Genomic DNA, 26211 nt, shown 5'->3' on the forward strand with positions numbered 1-26211 from the left:
AGCGAACCGGTATTACGCTGACACGAGGATGGCATGAGAAGACTACTGACGACTTTGGTGATTTTGCTGGTGGTGCTAGTGGCGGGGATGTCTGCCTTGGTGCTGTTGGTTAATCCGAATGATTTCCGTGGCTATATGATCAAGAAGGTTGAGCAGAGCAGCGGCTATCATCTGACGCTGGAAGGCGACCTTCGTTGGCACGTCTGGCCGCAGTTGAGCATTCTTGCCGGGCGAATGACGCTGACGGCGCCAGGGGCAGCGGCTCCGGCGGTTAGCGCAGATAATATGCGTCTGGATGTCAAACTGCTGCCGCTCCTTTCCCACCAGCTTTACGTTAAGCAGGTGATGCTGAAAAATGCCGTTATCCGCCTGACACCCGACAGCGCAGAGCAAAACCAGCCCGATGCCCCTATCGCCCCCGGTGGTAACCAGGCGGATGATGGCTCGGGATCCCTGTGGAAATTTGATATCGACAACCTGCGGGTGGTGGACAGCCTGCTGATCTGGCAACGAGCCAACAACGAGCAGATTAACGTTCGCGATATCAATTTAACCCTGCAGCAAAATGACCAGCATCAGGCGCAGATCGAGCTTTCCAGCCGGGTGAATCGCGACCAACGCGATCTGAGCTTCAACCTGGCGGCTAATCTCGATCTACAACAGTTTCCCCGCCAGATAGGTGCACAGGTCACGCAGTTTAGCTACCAGCTTGAGGGCGCAGATATTCTTGCCGGTGCCATCAAGGGGGAAGGGAGCGTACAGGCGGTTTATCAGCAGGCTTCGCAGCAGATTGTCTTGAGTCAACTGATGCTCAGTGCCAATGATAGCCAGTTGACGGGGAGTGCTAGCGCGCAGTTCGGCCCCGTGCCTGCTTACACCCTGGATCTCAGTGCCACACAACTCAATCTGGATGCGCTCTCGGGCTGGCAGACAAAAACCCCTGATGAGGAGAAGCTACCGCAGCCGGTGACCGCATCCCCGGTAATCGCCAATCAGGCGGACGATCCACAACAGAATTTACAGGTGTTACGTGACTTCAACGCACAGCTCAAGCTGAAGGCGGACCAGGTTACCTACCGTGGGATGTTGATTAGTCAGTTGGCGGTGCAGGCAAGCAACCAACAGGGATTAATGACGGTGGGTACGCTGTCTGGTAAGTTGGCCGGCGGTGATTTCTCCCTGCCTGGTTCGATGGATGCGCGAACTGATAAGCCGCTGATTAAACTGCAGCCGCAGTTACGGCACATTGAGCTGGGCGAGGTACTCAAGGCCTTCGACATGCCATTGGCGCTGACCGGCACGTTCAACATGCAGGGCGACTTGAGTGGCGATCGCCTCAACGCCACGGCGTTTGAGCGCCGCTGGCAAGGGACGGCGGAACTGTCCATGCAGAATGCGCAGCTTCATGGTTTGAATATTCAACAGCTTATCCAGCAAGCTGTGGCGCGTAATGACAGTAGCGTGCGCGGTGAGGATAACAACCAGCGCTACACCACGGTGCAACAAATGAGCGCCAAGGCCAGCTTGAGCAAGGGGCAGATCACGCTCAGCGAGTTACAGGCAGAATCACCGGTGATGAACCTGACCGGCAGCGGTACGCTCAATATGCCTGGCAAACAGTGCGATTTAACCATGAACGTTCTGGTCACGGGAGGTTGGCAGGGCAACAATGCGTTAATCGCACAACTGCGCGAAACGCCGATCCCTCTGCGCGTCTATGGCCCTTGGGATCAGCTCAATTATCAACTGCAGGTCGATCAGCTATTGCGTAAAAAGCTGCAGGATCGTGCCAAAGACGCCTTGAACAAGTGGGCGGAGAAGAATAAAGGGTCCCAGGATGGCCAGGATCTGAAAAAACTGCTCGATAAGCTGTAGACCTTATCAAACACTGCCCGCGCTCTCTTTAGGTTGGATGAGCGCGGGTTTGCCACCCGAGCGACAAAATCAATACCTTTGATATTCATCTGGCATACTGCTGATGGCTTCCCTACAATAAGGGATCTGTTAATGAATAAAGCAAGGATTGACGGTGTCAAAAGCGAATTCTAATGCCACCATTGTGGATATTGCCCGCCGAGCCAACGTGACCAATATCACTGTCTCCCGTGCTTTTAATAAACCCGAACTGGTCAAGTCTGAAACGCTCGAGAAAATTCACGCTATTGCCAAAGAGCTTAATTATGTTCCCAATGCTTTCGCTCAGGGATTAAAGAAAAGCAGCAGCCAAATTATCGGCATTGTTACCAGTAGCATGTATAACCCTTTTTATTCCAACCTGATCCAAACCGTATCGCGTATTGCCCGCATGCAGGGCTATCAGATTATGCTGTTTGATACCGACGGCAGTGAAGAAGCTGAAATGCAGGCGGTACAGGCGCTGTTCGGTTATAAGGCTCGGGGCATCTTGCTCTCTGCCGTACGCGACGATCGGCACTATCAACCCGCCTACCTTGATCAGGCCGAACGCTATCACACTCCGCTGATCCTGATCGACAGGGACATTTATAATCAACAGCTTAGTGGCGTTTTCCTCAACAACCAAGAGATTGGCAAACTGGCCGGGAAATATCTGGCCGAGCAGCCGGAAAGTAATATCCTGATCCTGGGTGGTCCGGCCGACTCGGAAATTACCTTGGCGCGAACCCAGGGGATTATTGATGCTCTGGAGGAGAAGGGGAGTAAAATCACCATTATCAATGGCGACTATGATTTTATTTCACAAGAGGCACGGGTGAAAGAATATCTTGCCGATGAACGGCATCAGCCGGATTATATCGTGGGCCTCAACGGTATTATCACGCTGGGTGCTATTTCTTTATGCCATCAGCTGGGTATTTACCATCGGGTGAAATTCTTCTCGATCGATGAACCGCCCAAGGCGCGGGATTATGGGCAGCATATTGCCGGGGTTTATCACGATACGCAGGTGTTAGGGGAAATCGCGGCGGAGTTATTGTTTAATGCGATTAAAAATAATCACAGCGATCAACCATTAAGACGGGAATTTTTTACCGGGATGTTGCTTGTCGAGTGATGGCCCCTCACCCCAACCCTCTCCCACAGGGAGAGGGAGCTGTACGGTGCACATACGTAGCCCGCGTAGCTTCGGAAAGTAAGGAGTAAAAACAAGAAAGGCAAGGTCTTACTCAGGGCAATCAACGAACTCGATCGGTCCCCTCTCCCTGTGGGAGAGGGTTAGGGTGAGGGGTAATTCGCTGAATTATCAGGCTAATCGCATCCTGTTACTGCCCATAGTAAGCATTTTTACCGTGCTTGCGTAAAAAGTGCTTATCCAACAGCGCGGGTTGCATGGGCGGGATCGTCGGAGTCAATTGCCGCGTGGCCATCGCCATTGCCGCCACTTCCTCCATCACCACCGCATTATGCACCGCATCCGCCGCCGTTTTTCCCCAGGCGAACGGCCCATGAGAATAGACCAACACCCCCGGCACCTGTTGCGGATCGCGCTTCGTCTGTTGGAACGTCTCGATAATCACCTGGCCGGTTTCCCGCTCATAGTCGCCAGCAATCTCGTCCTCACGCATAGGGCGGGTACAGGGAATGTCACCATAAAAATAGTCGGCATGGGTGGTGCCCAGAGCCGGGATCGCCTGGCCAGCCTGTGCCCAGATGGTGGCATTACGGCTGTGGGTATGGACGATGCCGCCAATCTCGGGAAAGGCGCGATATAGCGCCAAATGGGTATTGGTATCCGAGGACGGTTTACGCTGCCCTTCCTGGATCACACCGTCCAAATCCACCACCACCAGATCGTCTACCGTCATCACCTCATAAGCGATCCCCGAAGGTTTGATCACCACCAGCCCCTGTTGGCGATCGATCGCCGACACGTTACCCCAGGTAAAGGTCACCAAACCATAACCCGGCAGGCTGAGATTGGCCGCCAAAACCTGCTGCTTCAACTCGCTTAACATGTGATGCCTCCCTGTTTCATCTGCTGCTCGATCCAGCTCTTGGCCTGGGTGATATGCTGGATATCCTGGCCATCGTTGCGCGTCCACATTTCCAGCAGGAATGGGCCGCGATAGTTGAGCCGTTTTAACACGCCAAACGTATGGGCAAAGTCCACGCAGCCGCTGCCGAAAGGCACATCGCGGAATTGCCCTGTGGTACCAGGCAGCACCGGTAAGGTATCTTTTAAATGGATGGCGGTGATCTTGTCGATGCCATGCTCCAGCTCAAAATCGACGTCATTACCCCAGGCGCTGAGGTTGCCGATATCGGGATAGACGGTAAACCACGGGCTTTCAATCTGCCGGGCAAACTCGCGCCATTTGCTGATGCTGTTGATAAAGGTGGTATCCATGATCTCCACGGACAGCATCACCTGTGCCTTGGCCGCCAGCTCTACCGCCCATTGCAGACCTTCGATAAAACGCTGGCGTGTATGGCGATCGGCCGTTTCGTAATAGACGTCATACCCCGCTAGCTGAATATTCCTGATCCCGACGTCGACGGCGAAATCCAACGCCTTTTCCATCAACGTACGCGCCTGCTGGCGGATGGCGGCATCATGGCTGCCGAACGGATAACGACGGTGGGCGGATAAACACATGCTGGGCACCGTGATACCGCTGTCAAAACGAGCGTTGATCAGTGCCAGCCGTTGCTGACGATCCCAGTCCAGGCGCTGCTGACGTTCCGGCTGCTCATCAATGGAGATCTCCATAAACTGGAAACCCAACTCGCTGGCGATACCCAGGCGTTGTGCCCAATCAAGATCCGCTGGCAAGGCTTTTTCGTACAGCCCAAGTGAGACGGTATTAGTGGTTTGCATGCTGGTTAGCCTCATTTAATGCTTGGGCGATATTCAGGTAGCCCGCAAAGCGATCGCGTAAGCGTCGGTTAGCCGCCGCCTCGGGATAATAGGTGTGGACTTCAGGTTGAATGACCTGCACGGCCTCGGTAAAGCTGCTGTATTCCCCGGCGCCAACGGCGGCACAGATCGCCGCAGCCCGGCAGCCGCTTTGCTGGATGTCCACCACCTCCAGCGGCAAATTACCGGCGTTGGCAAACATCTGCATCCAGACGTCGGACTGCGTGGGGCCGCCGGTCATGCGAATACGCTCTACGCGGGGATTTAGCGCCACCAGGCGATCCTGATGAACCAGATGTGAGAACACGATACCCTGATAGATCGCGTGCACGATATCGGCCATATCATGGTGCCCGCTCAGGCCAATCAGCCCGCCCGGCAGATTGCTACCGAGGTTGGAGCCGAACAGATAGGGCAGGAATGTGATGTCGCTCGGTTGCTTGCTGCGTTCTTGTACCCAACGGTTAAACTGCGCATAGCGCTGATGGTCGTTGTCGCAAAACTGCCGTAAGAACCAGGCCAGATTACTCGCCGAGGTTGGGCTGCCTTCGTGAACAAAATAGCGGCCCTCCATGCAATAACGCCCCCAGGCAAAGGGATGGGAGCAGGGGAGGAGGTCTTCCGTTACACAGGTGGCAATCGACCAGGTACCCGCAACGGCACTCAGGGTACGATCGTCGACCACTCCCGAGCATAAGGCCGCACCAACCACATCAAACAGGCCGCCATACACCGCCGTTCCTGCGGGTAATCCGCATTGGGCAGCGGCAGTGGCGGTCACTTGCCCGGCAAGCTCGGCGGAACCTAGCAGCGGCGCGGTTTTATCGGCCACTTCCTCAATGCCGAATGCTGCCATCAATGCAGGGTCGTAGTCGGCCGTTTGCTGGTTGAACAGGTTGCTGCCGGAGATGTTGGTGATCTCGGCCGTCGCTTCACCCGTCAGGCGAAAGCGCAGGTAGTCATGGGCCATCAGCACCCGATCAATCGCCTCATATTGCGCGGGCTCATGCTGTTTCAACCAACGTAACAACACTGCCGGATGGCTGTTCCAGATGGGTTGCAGGCTACGCGGGTAGGTGACGGCTTCGATACCCTGCTGCTGTAACTCAACCACCATCGCCCCGGCACGAGTATCCGAAGAAACAATGCCGTTGCGGACCGGCTGGCCCTTCTTATCAATGGCATATAGCCCTTTGCCGTGTGATGAGAAGCTTACGCCACGCACTCGATCGCCGGTTATACCCGCGAGGCTGAGTACCTGGCGAATGGTTTGGCAAAGATCACGCCACAAAACCTCCATCTCGCGCTCAGAGAAACCGGGCTGCGGGGAAACGGTTTCCCCATCACACTCCGCTACGGCAATTTCCTCACCGTTAGCCCGGTATAGACCTGCCTTGATCAGCGTGCCGCCAATATCAATGCCCAGAAAATATCCCATATCGGTTCTCCCTAGCTTATTTGCGGCGGCTGGAACTGAGGTAGATAGCGGCGAGGATAATGCCACCCTTGACCACGTTCTGGATGTAAGGCGATACGCTCATCAGGTTGAGGCCGTTATTCAGTACGCCAAGCATCATGGCGCCGACCAGCGTGCCGATAATGGCGCCTCTGCCACCGGAGATGGCGGCCCCACCAAGCACTACGGCGGCGATGGCATCCAGTTCAAAACCTTCACCGGCGTTGGGCTGCCCGCTCATCAGGCGTGAGGTGAGTACCAACCCAGCCAGTGCGGCGGTCGTTCCGCTCACCACATACACCAGGACTTTGTAACGGGGTACGCGAATACCGCTCAGGCGCGCGGCCTCTTCGTTGCCGCCAATGGCGTAGACATAGCGGCCAAACGGCAGATGGTTAAGCATCAGGTAGGCCAGAATATAAACGCCAACCATGATCAGCACCGGTACTTGAATACCCAGTACGGAACCGCGGCCGAAGAAGGAGAACATGTCCGGCAAGCCAGAAATCGGGTAGCCGCCGGTGTACAGCAGTGCCAAACCACGGGCGATACCCATTGAGGCCAGGGTGACGATAATCGGTGGCATGCGCAGATAGGCAATGCAGGCACCGTTGGCCAAGCCAAACAGGGCGCCGATCGCCAGTGCGGCGACCATCGCCAGAGGAATAGGGATCCCTCCCAGCATCAAGCCAGCGGCAATGGAACCGGACAGTGCCATCACCGGCCCGACCGAGAGATCGATGCCCCCAGTAAGAATTGCGCAGGTCATGCCCACCGCAATAATGGCGTTGATCGACACCTGGCGTGCCACGTTGGTCAGGTTGTTGACCGTCAGGAAGCTGTCATTAAGCCCGCTCATCAGCAGGAACAGAATGGCGAAGCCGATAAAAGGCAGCATCGCGGGGTGGTGCAGCAACTTCTCCCAGCGTTTGCCGAGGCTCTGCTTCTGGGCCGCGTGGGTAGGTGGGGATTGTTCAATTCCGATCATAATGCACTCCCGGTTGCATGAAGCATGATGTTATGAGACTCGATTTCATCCCCTGCCAATTCGGCAACAATGTGGCCGCCACGGAACACCAGCACGCGATCGCAAACGCCGATGATTTCCGGTAACTCGGATGAAATCATGATGATAGAAATGCCTTTCTGCGTGAGCTGTTGCATCAGCTGATAGATTTCGGATTTGGCGCCGACGTCAATGCCACGGGTAGGCTCATCAAAAATAAGGATGTTGCAGTCATTGTTCAGCCAGCGGGCAATGACCACTTTTTGCTGGTTGCCGCCGCTCAGGGTGCTGACGGCGGTATCCGCGTCCGGGGTTTTCACGCCTACCGCGCGGATCAGGCGCTGAACGATATCGTCGTCCTTACGGGCGTTAACGAATATCTTGCCGAACCGCTCATGGCGGTTGAGGGTGATGTTTTGCGCCACGGAAAAGGGCAGCACCAGCCCCTCGGTTTTACGGCTTTCCGGCAGCAGGCCAATGCCTTGCTTCAATGCCAAAGCCGGGTTCCGCAGGGTGGTTGGTTGCCCGCCAAGGGTGACCTGCTTGCGATAGCATGCGCTGGCACCGATCAATGCGGAGATCGTCTCTGTACGGCCCGAGCCCACTAATCCGGCAAATCCCAGGATCTCGCCTTTGAACAGGTGGAAGCGATCTTCCTGCTGATGCTTGGTGCGCTGAATGCTGGCTTCCAGCAGGCGAACCGAGGTATCGACAGGGTGCGATTTCACCGGGAAGGCATTTTCGATTTTGCGCCCGACCATCAGCTTCACCAGTTCATCCACGTTGGTGTCGGCCGTGGGCAGCGTTTGCACATAGGTGCCGTCGCGCAAGACGGTGATCTGGTCGCAGATGGTGAAGATTTCATCCAGGTGGTGCGAGATGAAAATCATGCCGACGCCTAGCAGTTTCAAATCGTTCATTACGCTGAACAGGTGATCGGCTTCACCCGGTGTCAGGGTGGCTGTCGGTTCATCCAGAACCAATACGCGTGCGTCGAGCGACAGCGCCTTGGCAATCTCGACAAACTGTTGCTGCGCCACGCTCAGCTGCGCCACTGGGCAATCCAGATCGATATTCACCGTCAGCCGTTTGAAAATAGCCTCGGCTTTTTTTCGCATGGCTTTACGGTCTATTAATCCCCAGCGGTTCTTGATTTCCCGATTGAGGAAAATATTGTCCAGGGCGTTCATATAAGGAATAAGCGAGAATTCCTGAAATATGATCCCCACTCCGGCGTTAATGGCCTGCCGATAATTATCAAACTGGCGGCTGGTGCCCTCCATGATTATTTCGCCAGAATCCGGTTGGTGAATACCGCACAGGATTTTCACCAACGTCGATTTACCGGCTCCGTTTTCCCCAAGCAAGGCGTGTATTTGGCCGTGTTGAATGGTGAGGTCAATACCGTCCAACGCCTTCACGCCCGGAAAGGACTTCTTGATCTGTTTTAATTCTAATAACGCCGTCACGGTTAACTCCTCCGGGTTTTATACCTACCGTTGCGAAATCAATAGGTCGGGTACAAACCTCAACCGGCTCGTTGTGTTGTAGGGGCGCCGTATTTTGCGCCCGCTTTGATAATCAATGCGTTGGTTTGAGGCAAACTACACATTCAGCAGCACTGCCGCGTGGTCATCAAACTCGAGGCCGGGCGTTTACCAGCTAAAGCCTTTGGCGTTGCTGCTGTCGATCAGCTTCACTTTCACCGGAATGGTGCTTGGTACGTTGGCACCCCAGTAGCGGGCCAGAGCAATCCCCAAGGCAATGCGTGCCTGGTCGCGTGGGAACTGGGCGGAGGTGGCGATAAACGGTGAGTTTGGTTTCAGGATCTCCTTAATCGCTTCAGGCTGGCCATCGACGCTGACCAATTTGACCTTGGCACCGTTACTCTCAATGGCTGCCAATGCGCCCAGGGCACCTACGTCGTTGACGCTAAAGATACCGGCCAGGTCGGGAGTAGATTGCAGCATGTTTTCGGTCACGGTCAGTGCGGTATCACGCTCTTGCTTACCGTTCTGCTTGGTGACAATCTTCATTTCCGGGTGCTTTTTAATGGCGTCTTCAAAACCACGGACGCGTTCCAGGATCGGCACCACCGGGATACCGTCCAGGATCGCCACTTTGCCTTTGTTGCCCAGGGATTTGGCCAGGTATTCACCCGCCTGGAAACCGGCATCATAGTTTTCCGAACCGACAAAGGAGTCCAACGGGCCTTCGGCCTGGGCATCGATCGCCACGACCACTGCCCCGGCCTTGTGGGCCGAGATCACCGCCGACTGCACGCCAACCGAATCTGTCGGGTTAATCAGTAAAATATCGACTTTCTTTTGCAGCATATCTTCCACATCATTAATCTGCTTTGAGACGTCATGATGGGCATCTGCAATATACAGTTTGGCGCCAATATCACCGGCGGCCTGCTCTAATGCCTGTTTCATGGAGACAAAATAGTCGTTATTCATTTCCTGGAATGAAACGCCAATGGTGATCTGTTTAGCTAATGCCGATTGGCTGGCCAGCAGCATGCCGCCGGCGAGCATCACGGGTAAGGTTTTCTTGAATAATGAAAACATAGTTTATTCTCCTGTTGTAGGGGCGGTATTTTTCTTTCAGTGTTATTTATAATAATTAGGTCGTTATCGGCCAGAAGTCGGCCTCGCCATCAAAGGGCGTTATCATTGTTTGCTTAAAACTAATCACTCAATATTAAGGAACTAAAATAACCTTGATGGAATCCGTTGAATCGGCCAGTGCGAATGCCTGATCCCATTCTTTTAATGAATAACTGTGGGTCACCACGCCTTTGGAGGTCACCAGACCCCGTTCAAAAAGATCGATGGCAATTTCATAGCTATAAGGTGCCAGGTGCGCCCCGCGAATATCCAACTCTTTGCGATCGCCGATGATTGACCAGTCTACGGTGGTTTCCTTACCAAACACGCTGAACTCGACAAAGCGGCCGAGCTTACGGATCATCTGCAATCCTTGGGTAACACCAATCGGTGCGCCGGTTGCTTCGATGTAAACATCACAGCCGTAGCCGTCGGTTAACGCCTTGACGATTTTATCGGCATCTTCCTTGAGCGGGTTGATGACCACGTCGGCACCGAAGGCTTTTGCCAGTTCCAAACGTTCGTCGATGGCATCAATCACGATCAGCTTTTTCGGCGTCTTCAGCTTGGCAACCTGTACCATACAAAGCCCCAACGGCCCGGCACCGGCCAGCACTACGACGTCGTCTAACTGGATATCCCCACGGGCAACGGTGTGGATAGCACAGGCCATCGGCTCGATCAGCACGGCATCTTCATGGCTGAGGCTTTCCGGGATCTTGTGCACGATGGCATTGGCGGAAAAACGCATGTATTCCGACATTCCCCCCTCGGCCACGTCCTTTTGGAAGCCGTAGATATTGTGCGTCTCACACATCCAATAGCTGCCGGACTTACAGTAACGGCACTCCCAGCAGGGTACGATCTGCTCGGCAATGACGCGTTCGCCGATCTTGTACTTCTGCTCTGTGCCTTCTCCCATGGCAACAATGCGGCCGTAAAATTCGTGGCCGGGCACGACCGGCGGTTTTACCCAAGGGTTTTCACCCCAAAACATCTGGGCACCGTTTTTACATTTACAATCGCCGGCACAGATCCCGCAGCCTTCGACCTTGATCACCAACTCCTTCGCTTTAGGTAGCGGGGTAGGGACTTGTTCAAACCGGTAATCCTGCGGGCCATGGCAAACCACCGCGCTCATCTTTTCGGGTAACTGACTCATTTTCCTCTCCATTGTTATGCTTGATAGCGATACGAAATCAATGTTGACGTTGTCATTTTTATGAAAATAAAAAGGTTAATATTTATTTAAGTTATATTTTTCATGTGGTTGAAAATAAAATTTAACACATGACTAAAAATGACAACGTGAACATTGGCGATCATATAACCAAACTGGAGAAAACATTTGTTTGATCAAACTCACACATCGTTAACATCTGACGTAAAGATTCTACAAATTCAGATCATGATCACAATGTTATGTCGGCTGTATGTAAGATAGGGAAGAGATGAGTCATTTAATTTATTGAAATTAAATCAATTATTTTCCTGTTTGATGGTCAGTTTGCTTGCTCTGGGCTGTCTGGCTGCGGCTTCCGACATCTACCCGCCCGGTGGAAGGTTATCGCCAAAGCGACCTGGCTGGGAATTTCACGATTTGTTGATAGTTTCCCCCTGTAACATTGATGAATGTCATAATATCTTGTAGTGCTTTTCGGCAGAGTGTGGCGTCAATCGGCTGCTATCGGGCGATGAGCTGAAGTAAAATAATTAAATCGAGGAATAATAATGGAACTTCTGATTGGAGCCTTGGTAGCGGTGTTCGTTGGCCGTTACATCATCAAGGGCTATTCTGCCACTGGGGTGTTAATGGTTGGCGGCCTGGTGCTGCTGGCGGTGAGTGCATTTATGGGCAAAAATCTGCTGCCCGCCAGTGCGACGTCGACCGGGTGGCGCGCCACCGATATTTTCGAATATGTCAAAATCCTGCTGATGAGCCGCGGTGGCGATCTCGGCATGATGATCATGATGCTGTGTGGCTTCGCCGCTTACATGACGCACATTGGCGCCAATGACGTGGTGGTCAAGCTGGCGTCCCGTCCATTGCAGATGATCAATTCCCCCTATTTACTGATGATTGCGGCCTACTTTGTTGCCTGCCTGATGTCACTGGCCGTCTCTTCTGCGACAGGGCTTGGCGTGCTATTGATGGCAACGCTGTTCCCGCTGATGGTTAACGTGGGGATCAGCCGCGGTGCGGCGGCAGCTATCTGTGCTTCTCCTGCAGCCATTATCCTTTCGCCTACTTCGGGTGATGTGGTGCTGGCCGCCAAGGCGGCCGAAATGCCGCTGGTGGATTTCGCCTTCAAAACCACGCTGCCGATCTCTATCGCTGCCATTATCTGTATGGCGATTGCCCACTTCTTCTGGCAACGCTATCTCGACCGTAAAGCCAACGAACAGCACCACATCATGGACGTGAGTGAAATCACTACCAATGCGCCCGGTTTTTACGCCATCTTGCCGTTTACCCCGATCCTGGGGGTACTGGTCTTTGATGGTAAATGGGGGCCGGAGCTGCACATCATTACCGTATTGGTGATTTGTATGTTCATGGCCGCGGTGATCGAGTTTATCCGCAGCTTCAACGCCAAAACGGTGTTCGCCGGTTTAGAAGTGGCTTACCGTGGCATGGCCGATGCGTTTGCCAGCGTGGTGATGCTGTTGGTGGCAGCTGGGGTGTTTGCCCAAGGCTTGAGCACCGTTGGCTTCATCAGCGGCTTGATCAGCCTGGCACAGTCGTTTGGCACCGGCGGTATCATCATGATGTTGGTGCTGGTGGTGATCACCATGCTGGCGGCGATGACGACCGGCTCTGGTAATGCGCCGTTCTATGCGTTTGTTGAACTGATCCCGAAACTGGCGGCACAGATGGGGGTTAACCCGGCTTACCTGGTGATCCCGATGCTGCAAGCTTCCAACCTGGGCCGTACGCTCTCGCCGGTTTCTGGCGTAGTAGTAGCGGTTTCTGGTATGGCAAAAATCTCACCGTTCGAAGTAGTGAAACGTACCTCGGTACCGGTGATTGTCGGGCTGGTGGTGGTGATTGTGGCGACGGAGTTGCTGGTGCCAGTGCACCTGTAAGCTATGTAGGCATGCTGTGCCCGTTTGACATCAATGCTGGGCACCTCAAGTGGGTGCCCAGTAAAGATTTACTCTTCGTCCTCTTCGTTAGGTGTCACTAACGGCGTGATCTTCACCTTCACGATGCGGTGGCTACTGATTTCCAACGGTTCAAACAGATAGTCGCCAATTTTCAGTTGCTCACCTTCGCGTGGAATGCGCTGGCAGTGCTCCATCAGCAAGCCTGCCAAGGTATGATATTCCCGCTTTTCTTCTATCGGCAGTGGCACATACAGCACCAGATCTTCCAGCGGCATATGGCCATTGGCAATCCAGCAACCTTCGCTGGTTTGCTGGATATCATGGCGTGCATCCACCTCTTCATCGGCCTCTGGCAGATTACCGGCGATGGTTTCCATCACGTCGGTTAACGTCACCACCCCTTCGACCGAACCAAACTCATCCACCACAAACGCAAAGTGGGTTTTGGCCTGGCGGAACTGCTCCAACGCAGACAGCAGCGTTAACTGCTCCGGGAAGATCAGTGGCTGGCGCACCAAGGCCCGCAGATCCAGCGGTGATTGCTGCAACTGCTGTTTCAGCACATCAATGGTGTGGATCACCCCTAATGGCTCATCGCTGGCGCTATTTTCGGTTACCACGATGCGCGTATGCTGGTTTTTCTCCAACAGCTGCGTCAATTTATCCAGCGGGCCGTTAAGCCCAAGGTATTCCACATCGTGCCGCGAAGTCATGATACTGCTGACGGTACGCTGTGCCATGCCCAGCACCCGCTCGATCATATGGCGTTCCTGCTGGTTGAAGATTTCACCATTCTCGTTATAGCTGTCTGCCAGCAGATGTGCCGAATGGCTGTCGATCTCGGCCTCTTCATGCTTGCCGCTTAACATGCGCAATACGGCTTCTGCGGTACGCTCACGCAAAGGCCGCACCTTGGAAAGGAAACGGCGGCGGTTAAACTGGGCAAACTGGTTCAAGGCTTCGATCATCACCGAGAAACCGATCGCTGCGTAGAGATAGCCCTTCGGAATGGCATAGCCAAAGCCTTCGGCCACCAGGCTGAAACCAATCATCAGCAAGAAGCTGAGACACAGAATAACAATGGTGGGATGAGCATTCACAAAGCGCGTGAGCGGTTTGCTGGCCAGCAACATCAAACCAATGGCGATACACACCGCGATCATCATCACGGCCAGATGATCGACCATTCCGACTGCGGTGATCACCGAATCCAGCGAGAAGACGGCATCCAGTACCACAATCTGCGCGACCACTGGCCAGAAACGCGCACCTTTGCGTGTCCCATGGTGTTCCTCGTCTTTACCCTCCAGCCGCTCGTTCAGCTCCATAGTAGCTTTAAACAGCAGGAAGATACCCCCGACCAGCATGATCAGGTCGCGGCCACTGAAAGCGTGCCCCATGGCCACAAACAGCGGTTTGGTCAGGGTGGCTAGCCAGGATATCGAGGCCAGCAGCAACAGGCGCATCACCAGCGCCAGTAAAAGACCGACAATGCGGGCTTTATCACGTTGTTTCTTAGGTAATTTCTCCGCCAAAATGGCGATAAAGATCAGGTTGTCAATGCCCAGTACGATTTCCAGTACAACCAGGGTGGCCAAGCCGGCCCAAATTGTTGGATCTGCGATCCATTCCATACGCCTAATTTCACCTTTTAGTTCGACGGCTTATGCCGCTTTGAGAATGATGGACGCTGAGGGAGGGGATTTCAACACTAAATCCGCACGAGGTGCGGGTAATCTACGTTAGTATAATAATTAGACAGTGTCAGGATCTGGTCTTTAGGGGTAAGCACCAGAAAACATAGAATAAATGGCTGTTTATAAATTCCGCGCTTAGATAATAAGCATTATAATCAATTTGTTATAAAGTAGTTAAACGAGTAAAATCTTAAAAATCGAGTATCCTTAGTAGTCTTATTCTGAAAAGGTCTTAATGCAGCCACTAAGACTTGTTTCACCGGGTCAATAGTATAAGAATCTTAGCATCCTATAAATGATAGCAAGACTGACCACTTGGCCAGGAAGGCACTGCCTTTTCCTTACTCTGCGACTTGCCTCTCATTAAATTCTGAACAGAACCTCAGGTTCATCTACGAGCGTGGAGTCGGTTGCACGCTTGCCAGTTCAAACATTGTCTACAGTGCATTGGTAGCTGCAAGCCAAGGGCGGTAGCGTGCCTAAAACGTCACTTTAATATTTTAATTAATTGATTTTTATAGTTAAAAATTCATTTTGGCGTAACGCTCTACCACTTTTCCTGGCTCTGTTACACTTACTTGTTATTTGTCGGTGGAAAAAATTCATGCAAAAAAGATTGAAGGCCGTTATCCCAGTAGCAGGTTTGGGCACCCGTATGCTGCCTGCAACCAAGGCGATCCCTAAAGAAATGCTGCCTGTGGTCGATAAGCCATTGATTCAGTACATCGTGAGTGAATGCGTTGCGGCGGGTATCAAGGATATCGTACTGGTCACGCACTCATCGAAAAACGCGATCGAAAACCACTTCGATACCTCCTTTGAGCTGGAAGCGACGTTGGAAGCTCGAGTAAAACGCCAACTGCTTGCCGAAGTTCAAAGTATCTGCCCGCCAGATGTAACGGTGATGCAGGTACGTCAAGGGCAAGCCAAGGGATTGGGGCATGCGGTGTTATGTGCTCAACCAATGATTGGGGATAACCCATTTGTGGTGCTGTTGCCAGACGTGTTATTGGATGACTCTACTGCCGATCTGCAGAAAGAAAACCTGGCCAAAATGATCCAGCGTTTTGAGCAAACCGGCTTTAGCCAGATTATGGTTGAGCCAGTACCGGAAGAGGACGTTTCCAAATACGGTGTGGTCGATTGCGGCGGCGTGGCGTTAGCCGCTGGTGCAAGTACGCCAATGACTGCGGTGGTAGAGAAGCCTGCACGGGAAGATGCACCTTCTAACCTGGCCGTAGTAGGGCGCTATGTTCTCTCTGCCGATATCTGGCCATTGTTAGAGAAAACTCCCCCGGGTGCTGGTGATGAAATCCAACTGACCGACGCTATTGCCATGCTGATGGAGCAGGAAACGGTAGAAGCTTTCCATATGAGCGGCAAATCCCACGACTGTGGTGACAAACTGGGCTATATGAAGGCGTTTGTCCAGTATGCCCTGCGCCACCCTTCCGAAGGCGAAAACTTCACCCAGTGGATGAAACAGACCCTGAACAGCAAGTAATTGCCTGAGCCGGTTAGCACGACCACGAGATTTTAAGAGGAACACCATGTCGATGAAGTTGAAAGCCGTCATTCCTGTTGCTGGTCTGGGTATGCGCATGTTGCCTGCGACCAAGGCGATCCCGAAAGAGATGCTGCCGATCGTTGATAAGCCGTTGATCCAATATATCGTCAACGAATGCGTGGCTGCCGGGATCAAGGAAATCATTCTGGTTACCCACTCCTCCAAGAACGCGATCGAAAACCATTTCGATACGTCTTATGAGCTTGAGGCGATGCTTGAAGCGCGCGTGAAGCGTCAGCTGCTGGATGAAGTTAAATCCATCACGCCGAAGGGCGTAACCCTGATGCACATCCGCCAAGGGCAACCGAAAGGATTGGGGCATGCGGTACTGTGTGCCAAACCACTGGTAGGTGATTCACCTTTCGTGGTGGTGCTGCCGGACGTGCTGCTGGATGACGCCAAGGCGGATATGCACAAAGACAACCTGGCGCATATGATTGCCCGCTTCGAAGAGAATGGGCTGAGCCAGGTACTGGTGCAGCCTGCGGATGAAAACGTGCTGTATGACTACTCGGTGGCAGAATGTGAGACCACGACCCTGCAACCAGGGGAAAGCTCACGCATGACGTCGATCATTGAGAAGCCAAGCCGTGAAGTGAAACTGAAATCCAATTATTCTGCTGTTGGCCGCTATGTGCTCTCTGCCGACATCTGGCCGATTTTGGAAAAAACTCAGCCAGGTGCCTGGGGCCGAATTCAACTGACCGATGCGATTGCTGACCTGATGAAACAACAGACGGTAGAAGCGATGGAACTGGTGGGGGAATCGTTTAACTGCGGTGAAAAACTAGGCTATCTCCAAGCCTTTGTGACCTATGGCTTACGCCACCCAACGCAGGGCGAAGCCTTCCGTGAATGGGCCGAGCAGTTGAAGCTATAACGTTCATACTGCCAATACTCAAGAAATTGATAATATACGCGTTTTTAGTGGTTGATGCGCAGTAGGTGTTTGTTTTTTAACATTAAATTTATTTAAAAAGTTTGTCATTTTCTTTTCATCAACGCCAGCTAGTCTAGCGGTAGTCGCAAGATAGCTGGCGTAATTTCAAATGCTGCGCACATTGTTGACTGCTGAGAGTGATTTGCAAGGCGATACCCTACGTTCTTTAACGTCTCCCCTAAGAAATTGCATTTCAAATTATTTTTTCTTTCAAGGTGGTTTTCCTTGGCTTTGAGAGGTACCCCAGGACGTTTGTCAGCCAACAGCGTTGATCTTTTAAATGCTGGTATTGCGGGCTGAACGAATACTTCAATAGTTGAAAATAAAATTAAAAATCAATAAGTTGTCGATTTTTTTGATGCTAAAAAACTGGATTTTGCAACATAACGAGTAGTCTTATTCTGAAAAGGATTTCACGACCTATCTAAGGCTTGTTTCGAACGGTTAATAGTATAAGAATCTTGTCATCATAATTTGACATTAGTAGCGATTTTGTATGCTTGTGATGAATTTTGAATCAGTGAAAGACGGGTTTGATAGGTGAGTATTGGTAACCCCCACAAGAAAATATGACATAAGCAAGTATGGCTGCGCCTTACTACAGTGCATTGGTAGATGGTGAGCCAAGAGCGGTAGCGTAGTAGTACGACTCGGATTGGGTGTTACAACTTCTTGATTATGGTGAAAATATGCAAGAGTTGATAGTGGTTTTCATAGGGGCATTTCTTGTACTGCTCGGTGCGAGGAAGTTAGCTTTTTCAGTTGGTTTAGTCGATAAACCAAATGCTCGTAAAAAGCATAATGGACATATTCCACTAGTCGGCGGGGTTTCTATCTACCTGGCTTTGTGGGTACTTTATGCATTGCATCCAGATTGGATGCCTCAGTTCACTTTATACATGGTCTGTGCCACCATCCTGCTGGTGGTTGGTGTGTTAGATGATCGGTTTGATTTACCTGTGTTGCCACGGGTTGGAATTCAGGCTTTGGTGGCAGGGGTTATGATCTGGTCTGGCCTGTATTTGGCAAGCCTTGGTCATGTCATTGCAGGTAGCGAACTAACATTGGGGATGTTTGGTTATTTCGTAACCTTATTTGCGGTTTGGGGAGCTATCAATGCTTTCAATATGGTTGACGGCATTGATGGTTTACTAGTCGCGTTGTCATGCGTTACTTTTGGTGCGCTTTCTGTGGTGTTTGAGCTGGGGGGGAACCCTGAACTCTCAAAATGGTGCTTATGTTTGTTGGTAGCATCATTGCCCTATATCATGTTGAATCTTGGCATTCCTATGGGGAAACGATTCAAAGTATTTATGGGGGATGCGGGGAGTACGCTGATCGGTTTTACCGTTATCTGGCTGCTGGTTTTAGCCACCCAGGGTGATAAAGCTGTGATGCAACCAGTATCAGCACTGTGGGTGATTGCTGTACCATTGATGGACATGGCGACAATCATGGTGCGCAGGATCCGTAGGGGAGATAGCCCTTTCAAGCCAGACCGTGAACACTTGCATCACATTTTGATGAGAGCAGGCCTAGGACCGCGACAGACACTTTTCGCCATCGTTGCATTTGCGTCGCTATTAGCGGCAATCGGGGTCATTGGTGATAGGTTAGGTGTTCCCGAACTGCTGATGTTAGGACTGTTTTTAGTTGTTTTTGCGGGCTATTTTTGGTCTATTACCCGGGTTTGGAAAATTTTGACCTGGATCCGAAAATCGAACCACAAGCCAGGGATGAGCGAGGCGGAAAGCACACCATCAAACAAATGATTAATCGTTTGTTTTGTTGCTACTTTGGCTCATTATTGAGCCGTTTTCCGTTTATAATGTTCGCACATTAGGTTGGATTGCATTTCTCATAATAGTGAATAATTTGATGATAAAAGTTACATTTAAGCTGATACCGCTACTGATTTCTGCAAGTTTCATCAGTGGATGCACGGTGGTACCTGGCTCCCATCTCACGACTTCAGGCAAGGATGTTGTAAAGCAATCTGACGCAGATTTTAACATTGACAAGTTGGTTAATGTTTACCCAATGACGCCGAAGTTGATTGAAAAAATGCGACCAAACCCGATTGTGGCGCAGGTAAACACGGCTTTAGAAACTGAACTTCAGAACTACGAGTATCGCATTGGTGTCGGTGATGTTCTGATGGTGACGGTATGGGACCATCCAGAGCTGACGACCCCTGCAGGGCAGTACCGTAGCGCAAGTGATACAGGTAACTGGGTAAATTCGGATGGCACAATTTTCTATCCTTATATTGGTAAAGTGAAAGTTGCTGGTAAGACAATTGCTGAAATTCGCACCGTTATCATGACTCGTTTAGCTCAGTATATTGAGTCACCACAGGTTGATGTCAGCATCGCTGCTTTCCGTTCTCAGAAGGTCTATGTTACAGGAGAAGTTGCAACCTCAGGTAAACAGGCCATCACAAACGTACCACTAACTGTTTTGGACGCTATCAACAGTGCTGGCGGTTTAACTGAGAACGCCGACTGGCGCAATGTGATCCTAACGCATAATGGCAAAGAGCAACGTATTTCTCTTCAAGCGCTGATGCAAAACGGCGATCTTAAGCAGAACCACCTCTTGTACCCTGGCGATATTCTCTATATTCCTCGCAACGATGACTTGAAAGTCTTTGTGATGGGGGAGGTGAAGAAGCAGAGCACTTTGCGTATGGATCGAAGTGGTATGACTCTGACAGAGGCATTGGGTAATGCGGAAGGCCTAGACCAGGCTATGTCTGATGCTACAGGTGTGTTTGTAATACGTTCACTACGTGGGAAAGAGGGCGAGAAGTTAGCTAATATTTACCAGTTAAATACTTCAGACGCGGCCGCACTAGTGATGGGAACAGAGTTTCATTTACAGCCTTATGATATCGTATATGTGACAACGGCACCTGTTGTACGCTGGAACCGTGTTATAAGTCAATTAGTGCCTACTATTACTGGAGTCAATAATATGACGGAGTCGGTACGTTGGATGAGGAATTGGCCTAACTAATGTTTAATTCGATACTGGTTGTTTGCGTGGGGAATATTTGTAGGTCTCCTATAGGGGAGCGTTTACTTAGAACTTCTTTTCCTAGCAAAACGATTGATTCTGCGGGTGTTGGTGCTTTAGTTGGAAGAACGGCTGATAGTCAAGCTTCAGCCGTAGCAAGGGAACATGCTCTATCCCTTGATGGCCATATTGCAAGACAACTAACTCCCGAACTTTGCAAACAATATGATCTTATTTTAGTTATGGAGAAATCACATATAGAGGCAGTTACTTCTATAGCTCCAGAAGCTAGAGGTAAAACTATGTTGTTTGGCCATTGGTTAAATGAAACTGAGATACCTGATCCATATAGAAAGAGTAAAGAAGCATTTGAACATGTGTATGATATTCTTGAGCGTACGGCCCTGGAGTGGGCTAAATTTTTAAGCCACTAGTCAGGATTTATGATGTCTAAAAAGAGTAATATTACTAACAATGAGCTTGATGTTAATGATCCAATTGATATCGGGCGGATGATTGGAATTATTTTAGATTATAAATGGCTAATTATTGCTATAACATCTTCTTTTACATGTGCTGCTGTGTTGTACATAATATTATCAACGCCTATATATAGGGCAGATGCTTTAATTCAGGTGGAGCAGAATGTTGGAAACTCAATATTAACTAATATCTCCGACATGTTACCGAGTTCACAACCTGCATCGGCAGCTGAGATTGAAATCATAAAATCTAGGCGAGTAATAGAAAAAACAGTTAAAGATTTACATTTGGATATACAAGTTTCCGAACAGCATTTTCCAGTCATCGGGAAGGGGCTTTCTCGATTGGTTAATAGGGAAGATTCAGAAGTTGCAGTCTCTGATTTTATCGTGCCAGATGAGTACCTAGGTGAAAAATTCAAACTGAATTTTGAAAATGAAAAAAATTACACGTTGGAATTGAATGGAAATAAAATACTCACCGGGCAAGTGGGCATTAAAGAAAGTAAGGATGGAGTTTCAATATTAATAAGTGATGCCCGGTTAGAAAACAAAAAAACAGCTGTTTTCCTGCTTAGTAGGCAACCGCCATTGAGTGTTGCAAATAATATCTTGGAAAATTTAAGTGTTGCAGATAAGGGAAAGGATACAGGTGTACTTGCTCTCAGTCTTGTAGGTGAAGATAGGGTATTAATAAGAAAAATATTAAACAGTATAAGCAATAATTACTTAGAGCAAAATGTCGAAAGGAAGTCAGAGGAAGCAGGGAAAAGTTTAGAGTTCCTCAAAGAGCAGTTGCCCATTATTAGAGCAGAGTTAGACTCAACTGAAGGGAAATTAAATCAGTTCAGAAGGGAAAATGAATCTGTAGATTTATCACTTGAGGCAAAGTCTGTATTAGATACTATGGTATCTGTTGAATCTCAACTAAATGAGTTAACGTTTAAAGAGGCTGAAATATCAAAGTTATATACAAAGGAACATCCAGCGTATAGGGCTCTTATGGAAAAGAGAAAAACGCTTGAGACTGAAAAAGAGAAGTTGGCAAAACGTGTTAGTGGGATGCCTAAAACACAACAAGAGATTTTAAGACTTACACGAGATGTTCAGGCTGGGCAAGAAGTCTATATGCAGCTTATGAACAAGCAACAAGAACTGAGTATTAAAAAAGCAAGTACGGTGGGTAATGTTAGAATTATTGACGGTGCAGAAACTCAATTAAAGTCAGTTAAGCCTAAGAAAGCTATAATTATAGCCGTTAGCTTTATTTTTGGTATTGTCGTTTCTTTGTTCATAATATTTATTAGAAGTTTACTTCATAAAGGCATTGAAAGCCCAGAGCAGATTGAAGAAATTGGTATTCCTGTTTACTCAACGATACCGTTATCTCAATGGCAAAAAAAGAAAGACAAAGAGATGTTGTCTCGTTTGAAATTCAAACAAAATACAAGATCTGTAAGTCTTTTAGCCTTAGAAAATCCAGCGGACTTAGCTGTAGAAGCAATAAGAAGTCTGAGAACAAGTTTGCATTTTGCAATGCTTGAAGCAAAAAATAATATTTTAATGATCTCAGGAGCTAGCCCTGAAATAGGAAAGAGCTTTGTAAGTGCAAACTTAGCTGCTGTCATTGCGCAAGCTGGTCAGAAAGTTCTCATTATTGACGGTGATATGAGAAAGGGATATGCCCACGAATTATTTGGTGTTAGTAGTGAAAAAGGGTTATCAGATATTCTCACCAGTCTGGTTAGCATTGAAGAAGCTATTCAAGAAACCGCTATTCCTACGCTGAATTTTGTTTCTCGAGGGAGCATACCTCCAAATCCATCAGAGCTATTGATGCACAATCGTTTCAGCGAATTTGTAACATGGGCTTGTGAAAATTATGATATGGTTATCATCGATACGCCACCTATCCTCGCTGTGACAGATGCTGCAATCATTGGAAGGCACTGTGGAACTTCATTATTAGTAGCCCGCTTTGATGTTAATACTTTAAAAGAAATTGTAGTGAGTCATCAGAGGTTTGAGCATAATGGTATTAATATTAAGGGGGTAATACTGAACGCAATGGTGAGAAAAGCAGCCTCGGAATATACATATGGTTATTATCAATATGAGTATGAGACTAAGGATAAATGAAAATAAAAGGCCCTTAGGGGCCTTTATCAGGTCGAGCTAAATGTCAAGCTTAAAGCGTAATGTCATATCACTATTTGTATTGCAAGGTTCAAATTATATAATTCCATTGATTACATTTCCATATTTAGTGAGGGTTCTAGGCCCAACTGGCTATGGAAGTTTAGGTATCGGACTTGCCCTAATTCAGTACTTTTCCTTATTTATTGATTTTGGTTTTAATTTAAGCTCGACGAGGAAGATAGCTAAAAATCGGGATGACATCGATTTTGTAAGTGGTGTTTTCTGGGAAACCATTATTGCAAAAAGTATTCTTCTGATATTATCAATTTTTGCGATTTTCATAGTCGTACACTGTAGCAAGGGTTTTTATGAAATTAAAGGTATTGTTTATGCGTTATCATTACAACTAATTGGTAGTGTCCTTCTACCTACTTGGTTCTTTCAGGGCATTGAAAAGATGTCTAAAGTTACTATTTCATATATTCTTGCAAGAGGTTGCACTGTACCATTGATTTTTGTGTTCGTTATTTCTGTTGACGATGCATGGAAGGCTGCATTAATTCAAGGTGGTGGGGCATTACTGGCTGGGTTGATATCGTGTATTTTAGTATTTAAAACTAAAATGATAATTAGAACAAAAGTTAGTTTAGGTAGTGTTATTTTTTCTATGAGAGAGTCATTCCCACTCTTCATTGGTGCTGTTGCAATAAGCCTGTATACGATGAGTACACCATTTATTCTTGGCATTGTCAGTACGAAAGAACAAGTAGGGTACTACGTTGCATCTGACCGAATAAGGCAAGCACTATTGGGTGTGTTTTTGATATTAGGAAATGCATTCTATCCAAGAGTAAATGTGTTGATGAAGCAATCCTCAATATTAGCGTTTGCTTTCTTAAGAAAATTGCTTTATATACAAGGCACAATAACCTTTATTTTTTCTTTCATCCTCTATTTGTCTGCCGGTTTAATTGCTAGTATTCTTCTAGGTAATCAGTATCCAGATGCTTCATTTATATTAAAAATAATGTCACCTATGGTTTTTTTGGTTACAACATCAGTGATTCTTTGTAACTATATTCTTTTGCCTATGGGGCATAATCATCTTTATGCGAAAATTCCTATTGTAACCAGTGTTGTGCATATATGCTATTCAATTCCTTTGTGTGCTTACTTTGGCGCTGAGGGGGGGGCTATAGCCATTTTATTAACGGAAATCATTACACTAATGATACTACTGGCAATAAACTTTAAGAAAGGTTATTTAAAAAGGATATTTTTAATCAATGGCTGAGTTATCGATAATCATCCCCGTTTATAATGTTGAAACATATGTCAGACAATGCCTGGACTCGGTATTATCGCAGGTAGGCAATTATGATATAGAGGTCGTCATAGTAAATGATGGTTCAACTGATAGTAGTTGGAGTATTGTATGTGCGTTGATAAAAGAATTCGCTACGATAAAGTTATTGGCCATAGAGCAAGAGAACCAAGGGCTTTCAGCTGCTAGAAATACTGGATTATCATTATGCCATGGCAACTATGTTTTTTTCATAGATAGCGATGACGTTCTTCAACCTGGTACACTAGATAAATTGATGCCTATACTGGAAACAAATAGTGATATTATAGAAGTTGATGCATTCAAATTCGAAGAGAAAATATCAAATAAAACAGAGTTAATGGACCTTTTATCATTCGAAGAAGTCACTTCTATTTATTCTTCATCACAGTTGACTAGTGTCTTTAAAAAAAGCAAATGGTTTGTGTGGTGTAGAGTATTTAAAAAATCTTTGCTAAATGGCATGACTTTCAGCGTAGGCAGACGCTACGAGGATATGGCATTTACGCCTTATTTATATATAAATGCGAAGACGATATATCCATTAGAACATTACGCTATTGGGTATAGACAAATAAACTCTAGCATAACAAAAAAAATAGTTCAGCAAGATATTACAGATGTTATTTTTGGCATGAGAAAACTTCTAGATATTGTCGGGGCGTATCCACATGATGAATCGATGAAAAAAAACATCTCGCTAACGTTGCTTAAATCTTTCCAGTTTTTGAAATTTTTAAATAATAAGGTGTACGGATATTTTTATATTGATGCTGATACGCAGAAGTTATCAAGAGATATAATAAAAATAGTTAAATTCCGTGGGCATAAATTTAAATACTTAGCGACTTTATATTTTCCGCGGTTATCAGGTGTATATAGTTACATGAAAAATCTGGACGTTAAGAAAAAAATATGAAAATCACCTTCTTAATCGATAATCTGGAGCGATCCGGAGGAACTGAAAAAGTTACGACTATGATTGCAAACGCCTTTGCAGTTTCTGGCCATGACGTTCATATTATGACTTTGAAAAATTATCACAAAAGCTATTTTCCATTGAGTGATAATATTTCAGTTAGGTCTTTAGCTGTTGATGGTGGGCGGTTTAAAAATATACTACATAGATTTTACTTTATAAATAAACTTGCTTCAAAAGGGAGAGATGAGCTTTTCATCGTCGTCGATACAATGTTGTTTCTATATTTCTTACCATCGTCAATTTGGGTTAAAAATATAGTCTGCTGGGAGCATTTTATTTTCACTGAAACCTTAGGAAGTAACTTCAGAAAGATAGCAAGGTTTATGTCTATCAAGTGGGCGAGGGACATTGTTACCCTTACTGAGAGGGACAAAAATTTCTGGATTAATGCAGGGGCGAAAGAAAGTGTTGTTACCGTCATACCTAATCCTTCATCATTCGAAATGCCTGCTAGAGAGATGTCAATACTTGAGAAAAAGGTTGTTTTAAGTGTCGGCCGATTAGAGAAAGTGAAAGGATTTGAACGCTTAATAAAAGCATGGTCGTTGATAGCTAAAAACAATAGAGAGTGGATATTAAAAATAGTTGGTTCTGGTAATGAAGAGGCTAGCCTAAAGAAGTTGGTCAGTGAGTATGGTATAGATAATAATGTAGTATTTATCCCATCAACGATAGATGTTGTTCAGCATTATATGTCTTCTGGCATATACTGTTTATCTTCCTATTTTGAAGGGTTTGGAATGGTTTTAGTTGAGGCTCTCTCATGCTCACTTCCTGTGGTTTCTTTTGATTGTGAGGCAGGACCTAAAGAAATTCTAAATGAAGCTTGTGCGGTTCTTTGCCCTAATGGTGATATAGATGCTTTGGCTCTCTCACTCCAATCTCTAATTGATGATGATAACAGAAGGTTGAGTCTATCTAACGGAGCTTATCTTCGAGGTAAAATGTATAGTATTCATAGTGTTATGAAATTATGGAATGAGGTCCTGTATCATGGAGCTCAAAGCAATAAGGCTTAACTC

At 48.1% G+C, this 26211-nt stretch carries 20 protein-coding genes; 12 read left to right on the forward strand and 8 right to left on the reverse strand.

Annotation, left to right across the window (positions count from 1 at the left end):
• Positions 1 to 33: 33 nt before the first annotated feature.
• Together asmA and KGP26_RS09515 are read left to right on the forward strand one after the other, a co-directional pair.
• A complete protein-coding gene (gene asmA, locus KGP26_RS09510; RefSeq protein WP_223665324.1) occupies positions 34 to 1875 on the forward strand; it encodes an outer membrane assembly protein AsmA in 1842 nt (613 codons plus the stop codon).
• A gap of 154 nt (positions 1876 to 2029) precedes the next feature.
• Positions 2030 to 3034: a LacI family DNA-binding transcriptional regulator gene (locus KGP26_RS09515; RefSeq protein WP_059200312.1), complete on the forward strand. Its 1005-nt coding sequence runs from the start codon at positions 2030 to 2032 to the stop codon at positions 3032 to 3034.
• 208 nt (positions 3035 to 3242) lie between these two features.
• Here KGP26_RS09515 and araD read toward each other — a convergent pair whose 3' ends face one another.
• The 7 genes from araD to KGP26_RS09550 all read right to left on the reverse strand — a co-directional run bounded on the left by araD (position 3243) and on the right by KGP26_RS09550 (position 11073).
• Positions 3243 to 3935 (reverse strand): L-ribulose-5-phosphate 4-epimerase, encoded by a 693-nt coding sequence (araD, locus tag KGP26_RS09520; RefSeq protein ID WP_223665325.1) that lies wholly within the window; start codon positions 3933 to 3935, stop codon positions 3243 to 3245.
• Positions 3929 to 4798 (reverse strand): L-ribulose-5-phosphate 3-epimerase, encoded by an 870-nt coding sequence (locus KGP26_RS09525; protein WP_179248886.1) that lies wholly within the window; start codon positions 4796 to 4798, stop codon positions 3929 to 3931. The genes araD and KGP26_RS09525 overlap by 7 nt, the downstream gene beginning before the upstream one ends.
• The gene (locus KGP26_RS09530) at positions 4785 to 6275 is read right to left on the reverse strand and encodes an FGGY-family carbohydrate kinase (RefSeq protein ID WP_223665326.1); all 1491 of its coding nucleotides are present in this window, start codon (positions 6273 to 6275) and stop codon (positions 4785 to 4787) included. Before KGP26_RS09530 ends, KGP26_RS09525 begins: the two co-directional genes overlap by 14 nt.
• A 16-nt stretch (positions 6276 to 6291) precedes the next feature.
• Positions 6292 to 7281, reverse strand: a complete 990-nt coding sequence (locus KGP26_RS09535) for an ABC transporter permease (RefSeq protein WP_021805043.1) — start codon at positions 7279 to 7281, stop codon at positions 6292 to 6294.
• Positions 7278 to 8768, reverse strand: a complete 1491-nt coding sequence (locus tag KGP26_RS09540; RefSeq protein WP_223665327.1) for a sugar ABC transporter ATP-binding protein — start codon at positions 8766 to 8768, stop codon at positions 7278 to 7280. The genes KGP26_RS09535 and KGP26_RS09540 overlap by 4 nt, the downstream gene beginning before the upstream one ends.
• 186 nt (positions 8769 to 8954) lie before the next feature.
• Complete coding sequence (locus KGP26_RS09545) at positions 8955 to 9872, reverse strand: ABC transporter substrate-binding protein (protein ID WP_021180599.1); 918 nt, start codon at positions 9870 to 9872, stop codon at positions 8955 to 8957.
• A 133-nt stretch (positions 9873 to 10005) separates the two neighbouring features.
• The gene (locus tag KGP26_RS09550) at positions 10006 to 11073 is read right to left on the reverse strand and encodes a zinc-binding dehydrogenase (protein WP_024484881.1); all 1068 of its coding nucleotides are present in this window, start codon (positions 11071 to 11073) and stop codon (positions 10006 to 10008) included.
• Between the two features lie 566 nt (positions 11074 to 11639).
• Between KGP26_RS09550 and dcuC the strand changes: the two genes are divergently transcribed.
• Entirely contained in the window at positions 11640 to 12998 is a 1359-nt protein-coding gene (gene dcuC / locus KGP26_RS09555) for an anaerobic C4-dicarboxylate transporter DcuC (RefSeq protein WP_094982915.1), read from the forward strand.
• A 68-nt stretch (positions 12999 to 13066) separates the two neighbouring features.
• On the opposite strand, the gene KGP26_RS09560 is transcribed toward dcuC, so the two are convergent.
• A complete protein-coding gene (locus KGP26_RS09560) occupies positions 13067 to 14653 on the reverse strand; it encodes a TerC family protein (RefSeq protein ID WP_071680823.1) in 1587 nt (528 codons plus the stop codon).
• 667 nt (positions 14654 to 15320) lie between these two features.
• On the opposite strand from KGP26_RS09560, the gene galU (KGP26_RS09565) reads away from it, so the two are divergent.
• The 9 genes from galU (KGP26_RS09565) (at position 15321) to KGP26_RS09605 (ending at position 26208) form a co-directional block, all read left to right on the forward strand.
• The gene (gene galU / locus KGP26_RS09565) at positions 15321 to 16220 is read left to right on the forward strand and encodes a UTP--glucose-1-phosphate uridylyltransferase GalU (protein ID WP_021180603.1); all 900 of its coding nucleotides are present in this window, start codon (positions 15321 to 15323) and stop codon (positions 16218 to 16220) included.
• Positions 16221 to 16266: 46 nt separating this feature from the next.
• Positions 16267 to 17163, forward strand: a complete 897-nt coding sequence (gene galU / locus KGP26_RS09570; RefSeq protein ID WP_021805038.1) for a UTP--glucose-1-phosphate uridylyltransferase GalU — start codon at positions 16267 to 16269, stop codon at positions 17161 to 17163.
• 749 nt (positions 17164 to 17912) lie between these two features.
• On the forward strand, positions 17913 to 18995 hold the full coding sequence (wecA, locus tag KGP26_RS09575) for a UDP-N-acetylglucosamine--undecaprenyl-phosphate N-acetylglucosaminephosphotransferase (protein ID WP_223665328.1): 1083 nt from the start codon (positions 17913 to 17915) through the stop codon (positions 18993 to 18995).
• A gap of 106 nt (positions 18996 to 19101) precedes the next feature.
• A complete protein-coding gene (locus tag KGP26_RS09580) occupies positions 19102 to 20241 on the forward strand; it encodes a polysaccharide export protein (protein WP_223665329.1) in 1140 nt (379 codons plus the stop codon).
• Positions 20241 to 20675: a protein tyrosine phosphatase gene (locus KGP26_RS09585; protein WP_223665330.1), complete on the forward strand. Its 435-nt coding sequence runs from the start codon at positions 20241 to 20243 to the stop codon at positions 20673 to 20675. The genes KGP26_RS09580 and KGP26_RS09585 overlap by 1 nt, the downstream gene beginning before the upstream one ends.
• A 12-nt stretch (positions 20676 to 20687) precedes the next feature.
• A complete protein-coding gene (gene wzc / locus KGP26_RS09590) occupies positions 20688 to 22862 on the forward strand; it encodes a tyrosine-protein kinase Wzc (RefSeq protein ID WP_223665637.1) in 2175 nt (724 codons plus the stop codon).
• 40 nt (positions 22863 to 22902) lie between these two features.
• On the forward strand, positions 22903 to 24156 hold the full coding sequence (locus tag KGP26_RS09595; RefSeq protein ID WP_223665331.1) for a flippase: 1254 nt from the start codon (positions 22903 to 22905) through the stop codon (positions 24154 to 24156).
• The gene (locus KGP26_RS09600) at positions 24149 to 25126 is read left to right on the forward strand and encodes a glycosyltransferase (protein WP_223665332.1); all 978 of its coding nucleotides are present in this window, start codon (positions 24149 to 24151) and stop codon (positions 25124 to 25126) included. The genes KGP26_RS09595 and KGP26_RS09600 overlap by 8 nt, the downstream gene beginning before the upstream one ends.
• Positions 25123 to 26208, forward strand: coding sequence for a glycosyltransferase family 4 protein (locus KGP26_RS09605; protein ID WP_223665333.1), 1086 nt, complete (start codon positions 25123 to 25125; stop codon positions 26206 to 26208). The genes KGP26_RS09600 and KGP26_RS09605 overlap by 4 nt, the downstream gene beginning before the upstream one ends.
• Positions 26209 to 26211: the final 3 nt, after the last annotated feature.

It is taken from the genome of Serratia sp. JSRIV002 (assembly GCF_019968725.1).
Classification (GTDB): Bacteria; Pseudomonadota; Gammaproteobacteria; order Enterobacterales; family Enterobacteriaceae; genus Chania; species Chania fonticola_B.

Coding starts and splice junctions, on each gene's coding strand:
- asmA (WP_223665324.1), top strand. CDS start 34: ATGAGAAGACTACTGACGACTTTGGTGATTTTGCTGGTGGTGCTAGTG.
- araD (WP_223665325.1), bottom strand. CDS start 3,935: ATGTTAAGCGAGTTGAAGCAGCAGGTTTTGGCGGCCAATCTCAGCCTG.
- KGP26_RS09525 (WP_179248886.1), bottom strand. CDS start 4,798: ATGCAAACCACTAATACCGTCTCACTTGGGCTGTACGAAAAAGCCTTG.
- KGP26_RS09530 (WP_223665326.1), bottom strand. CDS start 6,275: ATGGGATATTTTCTGGGCATTGATATTGGCGGCACGCTGATCAAGGCA.
- KGP26_RS09535 (WP_021805043.1), bottom strand. CDS start 7,281: ATGATCGGAATTGAACAATCCCCACCTACCCACGCGGCCCAGAAGCAG.
- KGP26_RS09545 (WP_021180599.1), bottom strand. CDS start 9,872: ATGTTTTCATTATTCAAGAAAACCTTACCCGTGATGCTCGCCGGCGGC.
- KGP26_RS09550 (WP_024484881.1), bottom strand. CDS start 11,073: ATGAGTCAGTTACCCGAAAAGATGAGCGCGGTGGTTTGCCATGGCCCG.
- KGP26_RS09560 (WP_071680823.1), bottom strand. CDS start 14,653: ATGGAATGGATCGCAGATCCAACAATTTGGGCCGGCTTGGCCACCCTG.
- galU (WP_021180603.1), top strand. CDS start 15,321: ATGCAAAAAAGATTGAAGGCCGTTATCCCAGTAGCAGGTTTGGGCACC.
- galU (WP_021805038.1), top strand. CDS start 16,267: ATGTCGATGAAGTTGAAAGCCGTCATTCCTGTTGCTGGTCTGGGTATG.
- wecA (WP_223665328.1), top strand. CDS start 17,913: ATGCAAGAGTTGATAGTGGTTTTCATAGGGGCATTTCTTGTACTGCTC.
- KGP26_RS09580 (WP_223665329.1), top strand. CDS start 19,102: ATGATAAAAGTTACATTTAAGCTGATACCGCTACTGATTTCTGCAAGT.
- KGP26_RS09585 (WP_223665330.1), top strand. CDS start 20,241: ATGTTTAATTCGATACTGGTTGTTTGCGTGGGGAATATTTGTAGGTCT.
- wzc (WP_223665637.1), top strand. CDS start 20,688: ATGTCTAAAAAGAGTAATATTACTAACAATGAGCTTGATGTTAATGAT.
- KGP26_RS09595 (WP_223665331.1), top strand. CDS start 22,903: ATGTCAAGCTTAAAGCGTAATGTCATATCACTATTTGTATTGCAAGGT.
- KGP26_RS09600 (WP_223665332.1), top strand. CDS start 24,149: ATGGCTGAGTTATCGATAATCATCCCCGTTTATAATGTTGAAACATAT.
- KGP26_RS09605 (WP_223665333.1), top strand. CDS start 25,123: ATGAAAATCACCTTCTTAATCGATAATCTGGAGCGATCCGGAGGAACT.